Annotated in this window: 15 protein-coding genes; 3 read left to right on the top strand and 12 right to left on the bottom strand. The window is 71.5% G+C overall.

The window, feature by feature from the left end; genetic code table 11:
- Window positions 1-61: 61 nt before the first annotated feature.
- Window positions 62-730 (top strand): hypothetical protein, encoded by a 669-nt coding sequence (locus tag ACZ6ZP_RS22390; protein ID WP_351164120.1) that lies wholly within the window; start codon window positions 62-64, stop codon window positions 728-730.
- 66 nt (window positions 731-796) lie between these two features.
- On the opposite strand, the gene ACZ6ZP_RS22385 is transcribed toward ACZ6ZP_RS22390, so the two are convergent.
- Genes ACZ6ZP_RS22385 through ACZ6ZP_RS22375 form a run of 3 tightly spaced genes read right to left on the bottom strand, consistent with a single transcriptional unit; the run spans window position 797 to window position 5,033 of the window.
- The gene (locus ACZ6ZP_RS22385; RefSeq protein ID WP_351164119.1) at window positions 797-1,657 is read right to left on the bottom strand and encodes an Fpg/Nei family DNA glycosylase; all 861 of its coding nucleotides are present in this window, start codon (window positions 1,655-1,657) and stop codon (window positions 797-799) included.
- A gap of 4 nt (window positions 1,658-1,661) precedes the next feature.
- Entirely contained in the window at window positions 1,662-3,812 is a 2,151-nt protein-coding gene (locus ACZ6ZP_RS22380) for a SpoIIE family protein phosphatase (protein WP_361473366.1), read from the bottom strand.
- 42 nt (window positions 3,813-3,854) lie between these two features.
- Window positions 3,855-5,033, bottom strand: coding sequence for a DUF6777 domain-containing protein (locus tag ACZ6ZP_RS22375; RefSeq protein ID WP_469408001.1), 1,179 nt, complete (start codon window positions 5,031-5,033; stop codon window positions 3,855-3,857).
- 109 nt (window positions 5,034-5,142) lie between these two features.
- Here ACZ6ZP_RS22375 and ACZ6ZP_RS22370 point away from each other — a divergent pair, with 109 nt between their 5' ends.
- On the top strand, window positions 5,143-6,561 hold the full coding sequence (locus ACZ6ZP_RS22370) for a lipase maturation factor family protein (protein ID WP_469408377.1): 1,419 nt from the start codon (window positions 5,143-5,145) through the stop codon (window positions 6,559-6,561).
- Here the strand turns inward: ACZ6ZP_RS22370 and ACZ6ZP_RS22365 are convergent.
- The 8 genes from ACZ6ZP_RS22365 to ACZ6ZP_RS22330 are packed head-to-tail and all read right to left on the bottom strand — an operon-like array spanning window position 6,545 to window position 14,683.
- A complete protein-coding gene (locus ACZ6ZP_RS22365; RefSeq protein ID WP_469407999.1) occupies window positions 6,545-7,423 on the bottom strand; it encodes an amidohydrolase family protein in 879 nt (292 codons plus the stop codon). The two genes, ACZ6ZP_RS22370 and ACZ6ZP_RS22365, sit on opposite strands and share 17 nt — an antisense overlap.
- A complete protein-coding gene (locus tag ACZ6ZP_RS22360; protein ID WP_469407998.1) occupies window positions 7,408-7,722 on the bottom strand; it encodes an L-rhamnose mutarotase in 315 nt (104 codons plus the stop codon). The genes ACZ6ZP_RS22365 and ACZ6ZP_RS22360 overlap by 16 nt, the downstream gene beginning before the upstream one ends.
- Window positions 7,719-8,756 carry an aldo/keto reductase gene (locus ACZ6ZP_RS22355; RefSeq protein ID WP_469407996.1) on the bottom strand — a complete coding sequence of 346 codons (1,038 nt, stop codon included), beginning with the start codon at window positions 8,754-8,756 and terminating at the stop codon, window positions 7,719-7,721. Before ACZ6ZP_RS22355 ends, ACZ6ZP_RS22360 begins: the two co-directional genes overlap by 4 nt.
- Window positions 8,757-8,761: 5 nt before the next feature.
- Window positions 8,762-9,526 carry an SDR family NAD(P)-dependent oxidoreductase gene (locus ACZ6ZP_RS22350; RefSeq protein ID WP_351164112.1) on the bottom strand — a complete coding sequence of 255 codons (765 nt, stop codon included), beginning with the start codon at window positions 9,524-9,526 and terminating at the stop codon, window positions 8,762-8,764.
- The gene (locus ACZ6ZP_RS22345) at window positions 9,523-10,863 is read right to left on the bottom strand and encodes an L-fuconate dehydratase (protein WP_351164111.1); all 1,341 of its coding nucleotides are present in this window, start codon (window positions 10,861-10,863) and stop codon (window positions 9,523-9,525) included. The genes ACZ6ZP_RS22350 and ACZ6ZP_RS22345 overlap by 4 nt, the downstream gene beginning before the upstream one ends.
- Window positions 10,864-10,912: 49 nt before the next feature.
- Window positions 10,913-11,953 (bottom strand): ABC transporter permease, encoded by a 1,041-nt coding sequence (locus ACZ6ZP_RS22340; RefSeq protein ID WP_351164110.1) that lies wholly within the window; start codon window positions 11,951-11,953, stop codon window positions 10,913-10,915.
- Window positions 11,946-13,589: a sugar ABC transporter ATP-binding protein gene (locus ACZ6ZP_RS22335; protein ID WP_469407995.1), complete on the bottom strand. Its 1,644-nt coding sequence runs from the start codon at window positions 13,587-13,589 to the stop codon at window positions 11,946-11,948. The genes ACZ6ZP_RS22340 and ACZ6ZP_RS22335 overlap by 8 nt, the downstream gene beginning before the upstream one ends.
- Before the next feature lie 8 nt (window positions 13,590-13,597).
- Window positions 13,598-14,683, bottom strand: a complete 1,086-nt coding sequence (locus tag ACZ6ZP_RS22330) for a sugar ABC transporter substrate-binding protein (protein WP_351164107.1) — start codon at window positions 14,681-14,683, stop codon at window positions 13,598-13,600.
- A 234-nt stretch (window positions 14,684-14,917) separates the two neighbouring features.
- On the opposite strand from ACZ6ZP_RS22330, the gene ACZ6ZP_RS22325 reads away from it, so the two are divergent.
- A complete protein-coding gene (locus tag ACZ6ZP_RS22325; RefSeq protein ID WP_351164106.1) occupies window positions 14,918-15,619 on the top strand; it encodes a FadR/GntR family transcriptional regulator in 702 nt (233 codons plus the stop codon).
- Between the two features lie 152 nt (window positions 15,620-15,771).
- Here ACZ6ZP_RS22325 and ACZ6ZP_RS22320 read toward each other — a convergent pair whose 3' ends face one another.
- Window positions 15,772-18,795, bottom strand: a complete 3,024-nt coding sequence (locus ACZ6ZP_RS22320) for an alpha-mannosidase (protein WP_469407993.1) — start codon at window positions 18,793-18,795, stop codon at window positions 15,772-15,774.
- Window positions 18,796-18,990 lie beyond the last annotated feature (195 nt).

Below are 18,990 nucleotides of genomic sequence, written 5' to 3'. Positions count from 1 at the left end.
GTCCGCTGCGTACGGGAGGGCAGAAAGCACCCCCTGCCCGACTCGTCACGCAAGGAACGCCATGAGGTCCCTGGAGCGGCATCGCGACGCGGGCGCCTATGCGCTCGGCGTCCTCGACGCGGCGGACACCTTCCGCTTCGACGACCACCTCATGGACTGCCTCACGTGCCGCGACCTGGTGGCGGAACTCGGCCCGGCAGCCGAGCAGTTGGCCGCCTACGACCGCGTCACCCCGCCGCACGTCGAACCGCTGACCGTGCCCGACCCCGGCCTCGCCGACCGGCTGCTCGCCGAGGCGGCACGGCTGCGCAGGGCCGGGCGCAGGCGGTGGCTGTGCGCGGTCGCGGCGAGCGTCGTACTGGCGCTCGCCGCCCCCGCGACGGCGGTTCTGCGGGCCGACGGGCCCGGCCCGGAGCAGATCACCGCCCGCGACGGCCGCACCGGCGTCTCGGCGACCGTGACCGCGCGGGGCCGCGACTGGGGCACGGACATCGGGCTGCGCGTCCGCGATCCGCACGGCGGCGCCCGCGTCTGCGAGCTCGTCGCGGTCGCCACCGACGGCTCCGAGCAGACGGTCACGACGTGGAAGGTGCCCGTCGCCGGGTCGGCGGGCGAGACCTCGGCCGGTCTGTCGACCCGGGGCGGCGCGGCCCTGCGCCGCGAGGACATCGCCCGCTACGAGGTGCGCACGACGGACGGACAGCGCCTGCTGACCTTGCGGCGCCCCTGAACTCCCGCTCATAGCAAGCCACTTCAGCAGCCGACCACTTCGGCGGCCGGCTACTTCGGCGGCCGGCTACTTCAGCAGCCGCGACATCCGCCGGTCCGCCAGCGGCTTCCCGCCCGTCTGGCACGTGGGGCAGTACTGGAGCGAGGAGTCGCTGAAGGAGACCTCGCGGATGGTGTCGCCGCACACGGGGCACGGCTCGCCGGTGCGGCCGTGGACGCGCAGGCCGCTCTTCTTCTCCGCCTTGAGGCGGCCCGCCGCGACTCCGCGCGAGCGCTCGACCGCCTCGGTCAGCGTGGTCCGCAACGCCACATGCAGCCCATGGACTTCCTCCTTCGTGAGGCTCGACGTGAGCTTGAACGGGGACATGCGGGCCACGTGCAGGATCTCGTCGCTGTAGGCGTTCCCGACGCCCGCGATCAGGGTCTGGTCCCGCAGCGCGCCCTTGATCTGGCGGCGTTCGCCCGCCAGGAGCCCGGCGAAGCGCTCCTCGTCGAAGTCCGGGGCCAGCGGGTCGGGGCCGAGGCGGGCGATGCCCGGGATGCCCGACGGGTCCTCGGTCACGTACACCGCGAGGCGCTTTTGCGTGCCTGCCTCCGTCAGGTCGAAGCCCTCCCCCGTCTCCAGCGCGACGCGCAGGGCGAGAGGGCCCTTGCCGGGGCGTGGCGGGCCGTCGGGGAGGCGGTCCTTCCAGTGCAGCCAGCCCGCGCGGGCGAGGTGGGTGACCAGGTGCAGGCCGTCCGCGTCCAGGTCGAGGAACTTGCCGTGGCGTGCCACGGCCGTGACGGTGCGCCCTTCGAGGGCGGTGAGCGGCGGGTCGTACGTCTTGAGGACGCTGATCGCCACGGGCAGCACCCGCACGATGTCGTGGCCGACGAGGTGGTCGGTGAGGAAGGCGCGCAGCGCCTCGACCTCGGGAAGTTCCGGCATCCGCTCACTCCTGACCCTGTTGGGGCGGCGGCGCCGTCCGCGCGCCCTGATCCTGTCGCGGCGCCCGCGGCGCGCTCCGGCCGCCCTGGCCCCGGCTTTCCCGCGCGGGCACGACGAACTCGCACCACACGCACTTGCCGCCGCCCCGCGACTCGACGCCCCACACGTCCGCGAGCATGTCCACCAGGAGCAACCCCCGTCCCGACACCCCCGATTCCCCGGCCTCCCTGCGGCGCGGCAGTGCGCTGGAGGAGTCCTCGACCTCGACGCGCAGACGCCGGTCGCCGCCGCTGATGACCCGCAGGGTGACGATCGCCGCGCCGTCGGTGTGCATCAGGGCGTTGGTGATCACCTCGTCCGCCACCAGCTCGATCTCGTCCGCGCGCTCGCGGGCGCCCCAGGCGCGCACCGCGGCCCGGATCATGTGCCGGGCCTCGGCCAGCGCCTCCGGATCGCCGGGGCCGACATGCTGCTGGAGACGTCCGCCGGACCGGGGCGTGTCGACGAGGCGGCGGCGCAGCAGCAGCAGCGCCGCGTCGTCCTCGCCGCCCCGCTCGTCCACGATCCCGCAGAGCCGGTCGGCGAGCTGCTGGAGGTCGCGCGGGCCCGAGCAGGCGAGCTCGCCCAGGGCCCGCAGACCGTCGTCCAGGTCGGCGCCCGGCTCCTCGATCAGGCCGTCGGTGAAGAGCAACAGGGTCTGGCCCGCGTCGAGTTCGAAGGTGGTGACCGGGTATTCGAGACGGCCGAACTCGGCCGAGAGGCCCAGCGGCAGACCGCCCTCGACCGGCACCCGGCGGCAGCTTCCGTCCATCCGCTGCACGAGCGGGTCGATGTGGCCGGCCCGCACCAGCTGGACCACGCCCGTCGACAGGTCGGCCTCCGCGTACAGGCAGGTGGCGAAGCGCTCGGTGTCCAGCTCGTGCAGGAAGCCCGATGCGCGGGCCATGACGGTGGCGGGCGTGTGGCCCTCGGCGGCGTAGGCGCGCAGCACGATGCGCAACTGGCCCATGACGGCCGCCGCGTGCGTGTCATGGCCCTGTACGTCGCCGATGACCGCCCCGACCCGGCCGCCGGGCAGCGGGATCACGTCGTACCAGTCGCCGCCGATGTCCCGGCCGAGCGCCGCCGAGCGGTAGCGCACCGCGACGTCGGCGCCGGGTACGCCCGGGATGGTGCGCGGCAGCATCGCCTGCTGGAGGCCCTGCGCGAGGTCCTTCTCCTGCTCGTAGAACATGGCGCGCTGCAGGCTCTGCGCGATGCCGCTGCTCAGCGCGACCAGGACGTTGCGCTCCTCCTCGGTGAAGCCGGTCTTGTCCTGGTAGAGCAGGCCGAGCACGCCGATCGGCTTGGCCTGCGCGATCAGCGGCAGATACGCGGCCGACGAGATGCCCAGCTTGTCTATGTGCGGCCACAGGTCCGGGTAGGAGGCGGCGAACTCCGCCTCCGTCTCGATGAAGCGCGGCGAGAGCGTGCGCACGGCGTCGCTCATCGGATACCGCTCGTCGACCCGCGTGAACTTGGTGCCGGGCACGAAGCTGCCCTCGGGCCCCTCCGCGACCAGGCGGATCCGTCCGGCCTCGACCAGGGCCATGACCAGGTTCGACGCGCCCAGGTGGGCCAGGCCGTGGGTGTCCTTGAGTACGTCGATGACGTCCCGGACGGTACGGGCGTGCGCGAGGGCGGCCGTGGTGCCCTGCACGATGCTCGTGCGGCGGCGCCGGTCCTCCTCCTCGTCGGCGCGCTGGTGGCGGGCCGTGCTGTCGCCCAGTTCCTGCGTGGCGTCGCGGACGACGCCGACGATGCGCCGCGGACGGCTCGTCCCGTCCCGGAGGATGTACCCCTGGGTGTGGGTCCAGCGCAGGCCGCCCGCGCGCAGCCGTACGCGGAAGTAGACGCCGTAGGTCTGGCTGCCGTCCTTCAGGGCGTGCGAGACGAGGGCGTCCAGGCGGTGCGACTCGACCGCGGAGACCCGGCTGGCCAGGCTCTCGGGGCGGCCGTCGTACTCGTCGGCCCGCATGTCGAAGACGTCCAGTGCCGCGGCATCGAGATGCAGCAGGCCGCTCTCGAGGTCCCAGTCGAAGCAGCCTGTGCGGTTGAACGCCAGGATCGACCGTGGATCCGCTGGCCAGTCGTCCGGCAGTGACGTGGGCGTCATGACACTTCATGATTCTTCGCTGTCGGGACCGAGCGCGCACGCTCAGCTCTGGAAAGTGCCGGGATCGCTGGTCAGCGGGGAGTCGCTCAGGAACGGGTCGTCCGGGGCGCTCTCCGGGCCGGTCTCGTCACCGGGGTCCTCCTGGGGCGGGGGCTGCGCCGTGTCGTCCTCGGGCGTGCTCGGCTCGGTCGGGGGCGAGGCGGGCTCGCTCGACGTGGGGGTGGGCGTGGGGCAGCCCGGCGGGAGCTCGGACGGGGTGCCGGTGGGCGGCTCCGTGCCCGTGGCGGGTGCGGGTGTCGGGCAGTCCGTGGAGGTGGTGCCGGACTCGCTGGGGGTGCCGCTTTCCTCGTCCGATTCGCTCGGACTGGGCGTCGTCGGCGTCGGGGTCGGCGTGGGTGTGGGTGTGGGTGTGGGTGTGGGGGGTGGCGGGGGCACCACGCGGTCCTCGTCGCCGTCGTGGTCGCCCGTCTTCCGCTCGATCCACGTGTTGTCGACGATGTTCACGATGGTGATGTTCACGATGATCTTCGGGGCCGGGGTGACCACCACGACCTGCGCCGGGCGGTAGCCGGACCACGGCTTGCCCTGGTGGCTGGGGGTGCCCTTGAGCGCGACCGGCGGCTTCAGCGGGTTCCCGCAGGCGCACCGCACACGCGGCAGTCCCCGGTTGTCGACGAGGACGGCGGTGCCCGTCTGGAGCACGGACTGGAAACTGGTGGCCCGGTCGTCGCGGTAGCCGTGGTTGGTGACACGCGTGTCGGCCCGCAGCACGACCGGCGTCAGGCCGCGCAGGAAGCCCGGGATGTCGGCCTGGGAGATGCCCGACGCCTGGGCGAAGGCGCGGCCCTTGCCCTGGTCGGCGGTGAGGAAGCGGACCTGGGCGTCGACGTCGCAGCTGCCCAGGGAGTGCGTGCCGCCGTACAGGCCCGGCGTGCCGCCCGACAGGGAGCGCGTGCCCTGGGCCGTGGGCGAGGAGGTTCCGGTCGGCGACGGCTGCGGCGAACGGGTGACGGGAGAGGGCTTCGCCGTGGATGTCGCGGTGGAGTCGGTGAAGGGATTGGGGCCCTGGGCGGCGGCCGGCTGCATGAACAGCTCGGGCCCGCTGTCGGCGGAGTTCTTCTCGCCCCCGCCGGAGCATCCCGCGACGGCGAGGGCCGCGGATATCGCGAAGACCGTCGCACAGGTCCTGGTGGACCCGTGCCGCCTGGTGGGCACACGCACCGTGCTCTCCCGCCTGTTATCGGACGCTTTGCCACCATTCTCCGGGCCAGGCGGAGCCGGTGCGCAAGCCGACAGGGGAGCCGGGCCGATGTGGGCGCAAGATGGCCTTGTGGAGTGGTTCACCGCAGATCAGTACTGGATCGGCCGCCTCGTCTTCCAGCGGGCGCTCGCCGCGGTCTACCTCGTCGCGTTCCTGGGCGCGGCGCTGCAGTTCCGGGCGCTGATCGGGGAGCGCGGCATGCTGCCCGTGCCGCGCTACGTCGAGCGCGTGCCGTTCCGCCGGGCGCCGAGCATCTTCCAGCTCCACTACTCGGACCGCTTCTTCGCCGTCGTCGCGTGGACGGGCTGCGGCTGCGCCCTCGCGCTGCTCGCGGACGCCGACGGCCTCCTCCCCCTGTGGGGCGGCATGCTGCTGTGGCTCGTGCCGTGGGCCCTCTACCTGTCGATCGTGAACGTGGGGCAGACCTGGTACGGCTTCGGCTGGGAGTCGCTGCTCCTGGAGGTCGGCTTCCTCGCCGTCTTCCTCGGCAACGACGAGACGGCGCCGCCGGTGCTCGTGCTCTTCCTGCTGCGCTGGGTGCTGTTCCGCGTCGAGTTCGGGGCAGGGCTCATCAAGATGCGCGGCGACGCGTGCTGGCGCAAGCTCACCTGCCTGTACTTCCACCACGAGACACAGCCGATGCCCGGCCCGCTGAGCTGGTTCTTCCACCACCTGCCGAGGCCGCTGCACCGGGTGGAGGTCGCGGCGAACCACTTCACCCAACTCGTCGTGCCCGTCCTGCTGTTCACGCCCCAGCCGATCGCGACGGCCGCGGCCTGCCTGATGATCGCCACCCAGCTGTGGCTGGTCCTTTCGGGCAACTTCTCCTGGCTGAACTGGGTGACGATCGTGCTCGCCGCGTCCGTCCTGGACTTCGGGGGCGCGGGAGCGCCGTCGCATTCCCCCGCTCCCCCGATCTGGTACGAGGTGGTGGTCATCGCTGTGGCAGCCCTGCTCCTGGGGCTGAGCTACCGGCCCGCACGCAATCTGTTCTCGCGGCGCCAGATCATGAACTACTCCTTCGACCCGCTCCATCTCGTCAACGCGTACGGCGCGTTCGGCAGCGTCAGCCGCGTCCGCCAGGAGGTCGTCATCGAGGGCACGGCGGATACGACACCCCGCCAGGAATCGGAGTGGCGGGAGTACGAGTTCAAGGGCAAGCCGGGCGATGTGCGCCGCTGGCCCCGGCAGTTCGCCCCGTACCATCTGCGGCTCGACTGGATGATGTGGTTCGCCGCGCTCTCCCCCGCGTACGCGAGGTCGTGGTTCGGGCCGCTGGTGGAGCGGCTCCTGGACGGCGACCGGGACACGCTGCGGCTGCTGCGCCACGTCCCCTTCCCGCAGGACGCGCCTCCCGCGTACATCCGCGCCCGGCTGTACCGCTACCGCTACACGACCTGGCGCGAGCTGCGCGCGACGGGCGCCTGCTGGGAGCGGACGTACGTGCGGGAGTTCCTGCCGCCGACGCGGATCAGCTCCCCTCGCTGAGCCGGAGGCCGTAGACGCGGGTCGCCGTCCCGGCGAAGAGGGCGGCGCTCTCGCCGTCGCTCAGCGATCCGGTCAACTGCCGTGCCACGTCCAGGACTTCTCCGTACGGCGCGACGAGGGTGCACACGGGCCAGTCCGAGCCGAACATCAGCCGGTCGGGGCCGAAGGCCTCAAGGACGGTGTCCGCGTACGGGCGCAGGTCGTCGACCGTCCAGGTCTTCAGGTCGGCCTCGGTCACCAGACCGGAGAGCTTGCAGACGGTGTTGGGCAGCCCCGCGAGCATGCGCACGGCCGTCGCCCAGGGTTCGATGGCGCCCGACGCGACGGGCGGTTTGCCCACGTGGTCGAGCACGAAGGTGAGTTCGGGGTGGTCCTGGGCGGCCTTGACACAGGCCGGGAGCTGGTGGGGCAGGACGACGAGGTCGTAGGCAAGGCCCGCCGCGCCGACCGCTGCCAGGCCGCGGCGCACGTCGGGCCGCAGCAGCCACTGCGGGTCGGGCTCGCCCTGGACCTGGTGCCGGATGCCCACGAGGTGCTGCCCGCCAGGCAGTTGGCGCAGCCGCGCGAGTGCGTCGGCGGCATCGGGGCGGGTGAGATCGGTCCATCCGACGACGCCCGCCACGAGATCGCTGTCCGCCGCGAGGGCGAGGAACTCGGGGGTTTCCTCCGCGACGGTCACCGTCTGGACGAGCACCGTCGCGGTGACACCGGCGGCGCGGGCCTCGGGCAGCAGGTCGGTCAGGGAGAAGTCCCGGCGGATCGGCGCGAGCGCCTCGCCGGTGATCCACTCCTGATCGCGTACGGAGAGGTCCCACACATGGTGGTGGGAGTCGACGACATGTGGTGTCACGGCAGCTCCCATACGACGGGCAGTCCCGCATCCGCGCCCTCGGACGAGTAGTCGTGGACGACGTCCAGGAGCTCGGCCATGCGTGCCTGCCAGGCGATGTTCACCGGCAGCTTGTCCAGCTCGGCGAGCATACGAGCGTAGTCCTCGCACTCCAGGACATGGAAGAGGTCGGTGCCACTGCGCCAGATCGTCCAGGAGGTGGCGCCCGCCGCGCGGATGGCGGCGACGAGCTCGGCGGGCACCTCGCGGTGCGCGGCGTCGTACGCGCTGACGCGGTCGGCACGGACCTTGGTGTGCAGGGCGATTCTCACGCGGGGTCCTCTCCGGGGACGAGGTGGCGCTCTCTGGGGACGGGGTGGCGCTCTTCGGGCACGGGAACGTGCGCGGGCAGCAATCCTTCGGCGCGGACTTCCTTCCAGAAGTCGGCGGGCACGGCGGACGCGAACTGCGCTGCCGCGTCCCGGACTTCGTGCGGCGAACGGGCGCCGACCAGGACGGTGGCCACCGCCGGGTGGGCCAGGGGGAAGGCCAGGGCCGCCGCGCGCAGAGTGGTGCCGTGCCGTTCCGCCGTCGCCTTCAGGTGGCGGGCGCGGTCCAGGAGGGTTCGGGGTGCGGTCGTGTAGTCGTAGGTCGCGCCGGGCCGGGGGTCGGCGAGCAGGCCCGAGTTGAAGACACCGCCGATGACCACCGCCTTGCCGCGCTCCTGGGCCGCCGGGAGCAGTTCGGTCAGGGCGCTCTGGTCCAGGAGTGTGTAGCGGCCCGCGCACAGCACGGCGTCGACGTCCGTGTCACGGACGAAGCGGGTGAGCATCGCCGTCTGGTTCATGCCCGCGCCGATCGCGCCGACGACGCCTTCGGAGCGCAGCCGCTCCAGGGCCGGGTATCCCTCGCGGAAGGCCTGTTCCGCGTGGTCGTCCGGGTCGTGCAGGTAGACGATGTCGACGCGGTCAAGGCCCAGGCGGGTCAGGCTGGCCTCCAGGGAGCGGCGGATGCCGTCCGCGCTGAAGTCCCAGACCCGGCGGTGCGTGGCGGGTACGGCGAAGCCGTGGGCGAGGTCGTCGCCCTCCGGCTCGACGACCGCTTCGAGCAGGCGGCCCGCCTTGGTCGAGAGCGTGTACGTCTCCCGGGGGCGGGCCCGCAGCGCCTCGCCCACCCTGCGTTCGGACAGGCCGATGCCGTAGTGCGGTGCCGTGTCGAAGTAGCGGATGCCCGCGTCCCATGCGGCGTCGATCGCCGCGGCGGCCTCCTCGTCGCCGATCGGTGTGTAGAGGTTGCCGAGGCCGGCGGCGCCGAGGGACAGCTCGGTCACCTCGACGCCGCCGGGTCCGATGGCGCGCCGGTCCACGCCGCTCACTGGCCCGCCGGTCGAAGCCGCAGGCCCTGCATCCCGCCGTCGACGGCGAGTGCGGTGCCGGTGGTGGCGCCGGAGAGCGGGCTCGCCAAGTAGGCGACGGCGCCCGCGACTTCGTCCGCCGACACCAGGCGGCCGGTGGGCTGGCGGGCCGCGAGCGCGGCGCGTTCGGCCGCCGGGTCGGGCGCGGCGTCCAGGAGACGGCCGACCCACGGGGTGTCCACGGTGCCGGGGTTGACGCAGTTGACGCGCACCCCCTCGCGTACGTGGTCCGCGGCCATGGCGAGCGTCAGGGAGAGCACCGCGCCCTTGGACGCGGAGTACAGGGCGCGCTGCGGCAGGCCCGCGGTCGCGGCGATCGAGCAGGTGTTGACGATGGCCGCCCGGGTGGAGACGCGCAGGTGCGGCAGGGCGGCGCGGGTGGTGCGCACGATGCCGAGGACGTTCACGTCGAGCACCTTGTGCCACTGGTCGTCGTCGTTGTCCTCGACGGTGCCCTGCGCGCCGATCCCCGCGTTGTTGATCAGTACGTCGAGCCCGCCGAGGTCGGCCACGGCGGCGGCGACGGCTTCGCGCACCGAGGCGTCGTCCGACACGTCGGCGCGGTAGCCGGTGAGCGGCTTGTCGACGGTGGTCGGGTCCAGGTCGAGCACGGCGACCCGGGCGCCGCGCGCGGCGAGCAGTTCGGCGGTGGCCCGTCCGATGCCGGAGGCTCCGCCGGTGACCAGGGCCCTCAAGCCCTCGAAGTCCATGGCGTCGGTCATGCGGCTGCTCCTTTGCCCTGAGCGAGGTCGGCGGCCCAGAAGGCGCCGTCCGGATAGGTGAATTCGGCGAGCGACTCGGCCCGCATGGTGGCCGAGAAGCCCGGTGCGGTGGGCGCCAGGTAGTGGCCGTCGCGCAGCACCACCGGGTCGATGAAGTGGTCGTGGAGGTGGTCGACGTACTCGATGACGCGGTTCTCGGTGGTCCCGGACAGCGCCACGTAGTCGAACATCGACAGATGCTGGACGAGTTCGCACAGGCCCACGCCGCCGGCGTGCGGGCAGACGGGGATGCCGAACTTGGCGGCGAGCAGCAGGATCGCGAGGTTCTCGTTGACGCCGCCGACGCGGGCCGCGTCGATCTGCAGCACGTCGATGGCGCCGGCCTGGAGGAGCTGCTTGAAGACGATGCGGTTCTGCACGTGCTCGCCGGTGGCGACCTTGACCGGGGCGACCGCCTTGCGGATCGCGGCGTGGCCGAGGACGTCGTCGGGGCTGGTGGGCTCCTCGACCCAGTACGGGTCGAACTCCGCGAGCGCCCGGGTCCATTCCACGGCTTCGCCGACGTTCCACCGCTGGTTGGCGTCGATCGCCATGCGGATGTCGGGCCCGATGGCCTCGCGGGCGGTGCGGCAGCGGCGTACGTCGTCCGCCAGGTCCGCGCCGACCTTCAGCTTGATCTGGGTGAAGCCGTCCGCCACGGCCTGGCGGGCGAGGCGGGTGAGCTTCTCGTCGCTGTAGCCGAGCCAGCCCGGCGACGTCGTGTAGCCGGGGTAGCCGCGCTCGCGCAGCAGGCCTTCACGCTCGGCGGCTCCGTGTCTGCCCGACTGAAGGATGTCCAGGGCCTCTTGCGGGGTGAGGGCATCGGCGATGTAGCGGAAGTCGATCTGGGAGACCAGCCACTGGGGCTCGGCGTCCGCAAGGAACCGCCACAGCGGCTTGCGGGCGCGCTTGGCCGCCAGATCCCACAGGGCGTTGACGACGGCGCCGATGGCCATGTGCATCACGCCCTTCTCGGGGCCGAGCCAGCGCAGTTGGCTGTCCCCGATCAGGTCGCGGTTCAACGTCCCGGGATCGGCGCAGAGTTCCTCCACCGACCGGCCGAGCACGTGGTGGCGCAGCGACTCGATCGCGGCGACCTGGACGTCGTTGCCGCGCCCGATGGTGAAGGTGAAGCCGTGCCCCTCCAGGCCGTCGTCCGCGTCGGTGCGCAGGACCACGTAGGCGGCGGAGTAGTCGGGGTCCGGGTTCATCGCGTCGGACCCGTCCAGCTCCCGTGAGGTCGGGAACCGTACGTCGTAGGTGTCGACCGCGGTGATGCGGGCGGAGGTCGGGGACACAGGAGGCCTTTCCGGAAAGGGGCAAAGAGGCGGGGAACCCGGAGCGGGGTCAGTCCTGTGCGCGGCCGGTGGTGACGCGCGCGATCATCAGGGCGACCAGGATGATTCCGCCGTAGATGGCCTGGATCCAGAAGGACGGCACCTGGGCGAGAGTGAGCAGGTTCTGTACGACGCCGAGCAGGAGTACGCCGGTGAGAGCGCCGAACATGGTGCCCTTGCCGCCGTCGAGGCTGATGCCGCCGATGACCGCCGCCGCGAACACGGTGAAGATCATGTTCTGGCCCTGGTTGGCGTTGATCGCGCCGACGTAGCCGGTCTGCATGAGTCCGCCGACGGCGGCGAGACACCCGGCGACGACGAACACGCCGAGCATCACGCGCTCGACGCGGATGCCGGCGGCGCGTGCCGCGTCGGCGTTGCCGCCGATCGCGTACAGGGCGCGCCCCACGCGGTGGTACTTGAGGACGAAGCCCGCGACGCCGAAGGAGACGGCGGCCAGCCACACCGAGAGCGGGATGGTCAGGAACGTCGACGTGGCGAGGGTGTAGAAGGCGTCGGGCATGCCGAAGAGCGTCTTGCCCTCGGTCGCGCCGACGAGCAGCCCGCGCAGCACGATCAGCATGGCGAGCGTGACGATGAACGCGTTGAGCTTGAGCTTCACCACGAGGATGCCGTTGAAGGCGCCGATGACCGCGCCGACGGCGACGATCGCGAGCAGGGCCACCACGGCGGGCAGCTCGGTGCCGAATCCGGCCTGTGCGGCGGGCAGCACGAGCAGGGCGCCGACGGCGGGCGCGATGCCGACGACCGATTCGAGGGACAGGTCGAACTTGCCGGTGATGAGGACGAGGGACTCGGCGAGCACCACCATCGCCAGGGCCGCGGAGGCGCCGAGGATGGAGATGAGGTTGCGCTCGGTGAGGAACGAGTCGTTCACCAGGGCGCCGAGGAGGATGAGCAGCAGGAGTGCTGGGACCAGGGCGAGTTCCCGTGCCCGGCGCAGGACAATGCTCTTCGCCGAGCGACTTTCGGCGGGGCGGGGCGCTGTGGAGGCATCGGCCGTCGCGACCGGGGTTTTGAGGTCAGCCATGGTGGTCTCCTTGAGTGTCGGCCGCGGGCCTGTGGGGGCTTGTCGCGCGGTTCCCCGCGCCCCTGGCGGGGCCCGTGTGGCCGTCACCTTCGATGCTCCCCGCGCCCCTGTCGGGGCCCACCCCTTCGATCGACGCGATCAGGTCGTGGTCGGTGAAGCCCGCCTCGTGTTCGGCGACGACCCGGCCGTGGAAGAGGACCAGGACGCGGTCGCAGCGCCGCAGGTCGTCCAGTTCGTCGGAGACGACGAGGACGGCGGTGCCGTCCTCGCGGGCGTTGTCCATCCGGGCGAGCAGTGACTCCTTGGACTTCACGTCCACGCCCGCGGTGGGGTTGATGAGGACGAGGAGCCGCGGGTCGGAGGCGAGGGCACGGGCCATGACGACCTTCTGGGCGTTGCCGCCGGAGAGATCGGACACGGGCTGGTCGGGCCCCTCCGCGTGGATGTCGAGGCGGTCGATCAGCTCCTCGGCGAAGCCGCGCTTGCGTTCGGTGCGGACGAAGCCGTACTTCCCGAGCCGGTCGAGCACGGTCATGGTGGCGTTGTCACCGATCGACATGCCGAAGACCAGGCCCTGGTCGTGCCGGTCGCGCGGGACGCAGCCGACGCCGGCCCGCAGCGCGGCGGTCACATCGCCGAACGGCAGCCGCTCGCCGTCGAGGTGGGCACTGCCGCCGGTCGGCGTGTGCAGTCCCGCGATGGTCTCGGCGAGGTTGATCTTGCCGCTGCCGCTGGATCCGGCGAGGCCGACGACCTCGCCCTTGCGGACGGTGAGGTCGACGTCCGCGTACGACTCGCTGGTGAGGCCCGTGACGTGGAGCATCACCGGGGCGTCGGCGGGCACTTCGGTCCGGGCGACGGACTCCTCGGCGGCCTCCTTCTCCCGCAGCGCCTCGCCCGCCATCGCCTCGACCAGGGCGGCGCGCGGCAGTTCGGCCACGGGCGCGGTGGTGATCCAGCGGGCGTCGCGCAGCACGGTGACGGTCTGGCAGACCTCGTACACCTCTTGGAGGTGGTGCGAGATGAAGAGGAAGGTGACGCCGGACTCCTGGAGCGCCCGCATGCGGGTGAAGAGCCGCTCGATCTCACGGTTGTCGAGCTGCGCGGTGGGCTCGTCCAGGACGATGAACCGCGCGCCGAAGCTCAACGCCCGTGCGATCTCCACCATTTGGCGGTCCTCGACCTTGAGGTCGGCGGTGCGCGCGTCCGGGTCGACGTGCACGTCCCAGGTGTCGAGCACCTCGGCGGCCTGGGTGCGCAGCTTGCGCCAGCTGATGAAGCCGCCGCGGCCTTCGGGCTGCCGGTTGATGAAGAGGTTCTCGGCGACGGTGAGGTCGGGCACCACCGTGGGCTTCTGGTAGACGCAGGCCACCTTGCGGCGCCAGGCGTCGCGGTCGGTGAGCGGTGGCGCGGGCTGGCCGTCGAAGAGGACGGTTCCCGCATCCGGGGCCTGAAGGCCGGTGAGGATGGTGACGAGGGTGGACTTGCCCGCGCCGTTGCGGCCGACGAGGGCGTGGGACTCACCGGGCACGACGGTCAGCTGTCCGTCCTGCAGCGCGACGGTGGGTCCGTACCGCTTGGCTATGCCGGTCGCTTCGACGAGCGCCGTCGGCCCCGGAGCCGGGGACTTGGTCATCGGCGTACTCATTTGACCGTGTTGCCCCACAGCTTGGAGTCGTCCACGTTCTGCTTGGTGACCAGCGGGGCGGGCAGCTGGTCCTCGAGGGTGCCGCTGGGCAGCTTCACGATGGTCGAGTCGTGGTCGGTCGGGCCCGGCTTGAACTTCTTCCCGTTCATCGCGGCCTTGATGTAGTACATCCCGTACTTGGCGTACGCGTCGGCGGGCTGCGAGACGGTGGCGTCGATCTGGCCCTTGCGGATGGCGTCGAACTCCTGCGGGATGCCGTCGTTCGAGATGACGGTGATGTGCCCCTTCTCGCCCGCCTTCTTCAGCATCCCCTTCGACTTCAGGGTCTGCAGGGTGGGCGCGAGATAGACGCCGCCCGCCTGCAGGTAGATGCCCTTGATGTCGGGGTTGGAGTTGAGCAGCGTGTCCAGCTTCGAGGCCGCCGTGTCGGACTCCCACTTGGCGGGGATCTCCAGGACCTTGAGCTTGGGGAACTTCTTCTTCACGCAGGTGCGGAACGCCTCGGAGCGCTCACGGCCGTTGACGGAGGCGAGGTCTCCCATGATCTGGACGACCTTGCCGGTCTTGACCTGCTTGCCGAGGTAGTCACAGGCCTTCTCGCCGTACGCGACGTTGTTGGCCCGCACCACCATCGCGACCTTGCCCTTCTCGGGGGCGACGTCGACGGCGACCACGGGCACGCCCTTGCGCTCGGCCTGGTCGAGACCGGCGGATATGGCGGCGCTGTCGAGGGGCGCGACGACGAGCCCCTTCACACCCTGGTTGAGCTGGTTGTTGATGTCGGTGATCTGCTGCGAGGGATCGCTGTTGGAGTTGACGGTCTTGAGCGCGTCGACGTCCTCGGACTTCGCCATCTTCGGCACGTAGTCGTTGTACGACTGCCAGAACGGCGAGGTCAGCAGGGGCAGGATCACCCCGACCTTGCCCTCTCCGCCGCCTTCGCCGCCCGCGGGCGCCGCGCTGTCCTTCGTACTGCCGCATGCCGTGAGCACGAGGGACGCGCAGGCCGCCGCGGCGGCGATCCGCGCCGTCCGCGAAATCCCCGTCCTGCTGGACCTGTTGCGCACTGTTCTGCCGGCCATCTGACGGCTCCTCATCGAGCGTGGAATCAAGCGTGGATGGAGCGTGGATCGAGCGTGATCGGACGAATTCCTAGCGAGTCCTGGCGAGTCCTAGCGACTGATGGGCGAATATTTATCAGACCACTTGGCGCTCACAACACCCCTCGGCGCCAAATTTCCCGGGTTTTGAGCCGTAGTGGTCCGACCACATCTCTGGTTAGACTGCGGCGCACTCGGCTAGTGGAGGAGCGTTACGTGGACCAGACGGCCCCGCAGAAGGGCACCGTGACGCAACGGGCCATCGAGCAGGTCAAGGCGATGATCGGCGAGGGACGGCTCGAACCGGGCGAACGCCTGCCGACGGAACGGGACTTGGCCACCCAGCTGGGCATCTCGCGCAGCTCCATGCGGGAGGCGATTCGCGCGCTGACGGTGATGGGGGTCCTGGAGGCCCGGCACGGCTCGGGCATCTACGTCACGCAGCTGGAGGCCGGGGACCTCCTGGAGACCTTCGGCGTCGTGGCCGACCTGTCACGCGGCCCGCGGCTCGTGGAGCTCCTGGAGGTGCGCCGGGTCCTCGAGTCCACGGCGACGGCACTGGCGGCGGCACGCATCTCGGCGGATCAACTGGCCGACGTGGAGAAGCACTTGGAGGCGATGAACGCCACGGAGGACCCGGAGGAGATCCTCTCCCACGACCTGGCGTTCCACCGCACGATCGCCCTCGCGGCGGGCAACGACACGATGGCGGCGATCCTGGAGGGCCTGTCGTCGCGCACGTTCCGCGCCCGGGTGTGGCGCGGCTACCAGGAAGAGGGCGCCTTCGAACGAACGCGCCGCGAGCACGCCCGCATCCACCGGGCCCTGGTGGCCCGCGACCCGGAGGCGGCGAGGGCCGCGGCGGCGGCGCACGTGGGAGAGGTGGAGGAGTGGCTGCGCACGCAGCTGGACGGCTAGGGCAGGCCGGCGCGGTCTCCTCCCGCGCACGATGACGGCCTCCCGCCAGTGTGCCCGCCGAGGGCTGCCGGGGCCGGGGCACCCACGTAAGCATCGTGAAGACGCCGGACGGGCTGGTGCATCAGCCCGTCCGGCGTGCGCTCAGCGAGCCGTCACGCCCGCGTCAGCCGCAGCGTCACCAGCTCGAACGGGCGCAGCGCCAGCGCGACGCCGTCGCCCGAGCGCTCGGGCGCCGCGGCATCGGTGAGGGGCCGCTCCAGCAGGTCCGTCACGTCGACGGAGCCGACCGGGAAGCCCGCGGTCAGTGTCGCCTTCGCCCGGCCGCCGCGCGACTCGTGGAAGCGCACGACCACGTCACCGCTGCCGTCGTCGGCGAGCTTGACCGCCGTGACGACGACGGCGTCGTTGTCGACCGTCACCAGCGGGGCCACCTCGGCACCGCCCGCGACCTGCCGCTCGGGAAGGTTGATCCGGTAGCCCTCCCGCACCGCGTCGCCGATCCCGGCCCCCGGGACCAGCGCGTGCCGGAAGCGGTGGACGCCCTGGTCCGTCTCGGGGTCGGGGAAGCGCGGGGCGCGCAGGAGTGAGGCGCGCACCGTCGTGGTCGTACCGGCGTCCGACGCACGCACCGCGCGCGTCACGTCATGGCCGTACGTCGAGTCGTTGACCAGGGCGACGCCCCAGCCCGGCTCCTCCATGTGCACGAAGCGGTGGTTGCACGCCTCGAACTTGGCCGCCTCCCAGCTCGTGTTGGTGTGCGTGGCCCGGTAGAAGTGGCCGAACTGCGTCTCCGAGGCGTACCGCTCCGCGTGGATGTCCAGCGGGAACGCCAGCTTCAGGAACTTCTCCGTCTCGTGCCAGTCGACCTCCGTGTCGATGTCCAGGCGCGGGGAGCCGGGCGCCAGGGACAGCACCTGCGTGAGCCGGGAGTCGCCGAAGCTGCGTACGACACGCACCGACGCACCGTCCTCGCCCGGCTCAAGTCCATCCACCTCCGTGAGGTCCGTGACCGTGTTGCGGTAGAACTCGTCGACGTCCCACGCGTCCCACATGTTCGGGAAGTCGGCGTGGATCTGCGGCAGGTTCGCCGCCTGGCCGGGGGCGACGGTCTCCCGGTCGGCCACGATGTCGTACGCCGAGACGACGAGACCGCGTGCGTCGATCTCGACCCGCAGCAGGCCGTTGTCGAGGACGTAGCCCCCGTCGGCACGCGAGGCGATCGCCGACTGGCCGTCGATGGCGGCGGGGCGTGCGCCGCCCGCCGGGACGCCGTCGCGGGTGTGCGGCGTGGAGTTGAAGACGAGGGTGCCCGCGCCGCCGTCCCCCGCCAGTGCGCGCTGGGCCGCGTCGATGATGCCGTTCAGCTCGTCGGCGACCTTCGCGTACGTCGCGCGCGCCTCCCGGTGCACCCAGGCGATGGACGAGCCGGGCAGGATGTCGTGGAACTGGTGGAGCAGGACCGTCTTCCAGATGCGGTCCAACTCGTCGTAGGGGTACGAGAATTCCTCCACGCGCACTGCGGCCGTGGCCGCCCACAGCTCCGCCTCACGAAGCAGATGCTCGCTGCGGCGGTTGCCCTGCTTGGTGCCCGCCTGGCTGGTGAGGGTGGCGCGGTGGAGCTCCAGGTACAACTCGCCCACCCAGACGGGGGCGTTGGGGTACTCCGCCTCGGCCTTCTCGAAGAAGGCCGAGGGGGTCTCCCACTTGACGGTCGCCGAACCCTCCAGGTCACGGAGGCGTCCCGCCTTCGCGATCATCTCGCGGGTGGTGCCGCCGCCTCCGTCGCCCCAGCCGGTGGGGGCGAGGGAGTGCCGGGCCACACCCTTGTCCTTGAAGTTCTTCGCCGCGTGGGCGATCTCGCTGCCCTTCATCGAGCAGTTGTAGGTGTCGACGGGCGGGAAGTGGGTGAAGATGCGGGTGCCGTCGATGCCTTCCCAGTTGAAGGTGTGGTGCGGGAAGCGGTTGGTCTGCGACCAGGAGATCTTCTGCGTGAGCAGCCACTTGGACCCGGCCGCCTTGATGATCTGCGGAAGCCCCGCCGCGAAACCGAAGGTGTCGGGCAGCCACGCCTCGTCGTTCTCGATGCCGAACTCGTCGAGGAAGAACCGCTTGCCGTGCACGAACTGACGGGCCATCGCCTCCGAACCCGGCATGTTCGTGTCCGACTCGACCCACATGCCGCCCGCGGGCACGAACCGCCCGTCGGCGACCGCCTTCTTGACCTTCGCCCACACCTCGGGCCGGTGCTCCTTGACCCACGCCCACTGCTGCGCCTGCGACATGGCGAAGACGAAGTCCGGCTCGTCCTCGATCAGCGCGGTCATGTTGGACGTCGTACGCGCGACCTTGCGCACCGTCTCGCGCAGCGGCCACAGCCACGCGGAGTCGATGTGCGCGTGGCCGACGGCGCTGATGCGGTGGGCCGAGGGCTCGGCGGGGGTACTGAGGACGCCTTCGAGCTCGGCGCGGGCCGCGGGCGCCGAGCCGTTCACGTCCTGGAGGTCGACGGCGTCCAGGGCGCGGCCGATGGCGCGCACGACGGCGTAGCGCCGCCCGGAGTCCTCGGGAAGCTCCTGCATGAGCTCGCCGAGGACTTCGAGATCGATGACCAGCTGCCACACGGTCTCGTCGAAGACGGCGAGGTCCATGCGGGCCAGCTTGTACTGGGGCTCGCTGCCTGCCGTCTCCTTGTCGCCGAGCTGGGTGGGCAGGAAGGGGTGGTAGTCGAGGATGACCGGGTTGGACGCGGCCTCGATGTGCAGGTGGACGTTCTCACCGCCGGTCGCCGGGGCGGCGATCCGCACCCACTGGTTGCGGGGGTTGAGGCCCTTCACCGGGGTGCCGTCGGGGCGGTAGACCAGGCCCTCGCACTGGAAGCCGGGCATGTTCTCGTCGAAGCCGAGGTCGAGGACGGCCTCGACGGTCTTCCCCGCCCACTCCGTGGGGACGGTGCCGGTCACCTGGAACCAGCTGGTGGCCCAGGGGGCGCCCCAGGCGGCCCCGACCTTCGTCGGCTCGGGGTGCGCCGCGAGCCCCTCCGCGACGGGCACGGGTTCACCCGGGGCGGTCCAGACGGCGACGTCGAGGGGGACGGACTCGGGGTAGACGGCGGGTCGGATGCGCTCGTCGAGGACGCGCTTGAGGCGGGCTTCTATGAGGGTGCGGTCGTCGTGCATGTTCTCTCCGAGGGTTGGTGCGGGTGGGCTGTACCGGCGCCTTGGTCGCCGTCCTCACCGGCTTCGCCGAGTTCGTCCTCTAACGCCGGACGGGCTGGAAATGCCAGCCCGTCCGGCGTTTGAGGACATCTTGTACGGGGTCTGGGGCGGAGCCCCAGGCAGGTCCAGGGCGGAGCCCCAGGCAGGTCCGGGGCG

The sequence above is a fragment of the Streptomyces sp. NPDC054047 genome, from assembly GCF_055585065.1.
Note: the sequence above shows the minus strand (reverse complement) of the source record. Positions and strands in the feature narration are given on the sequence as shown.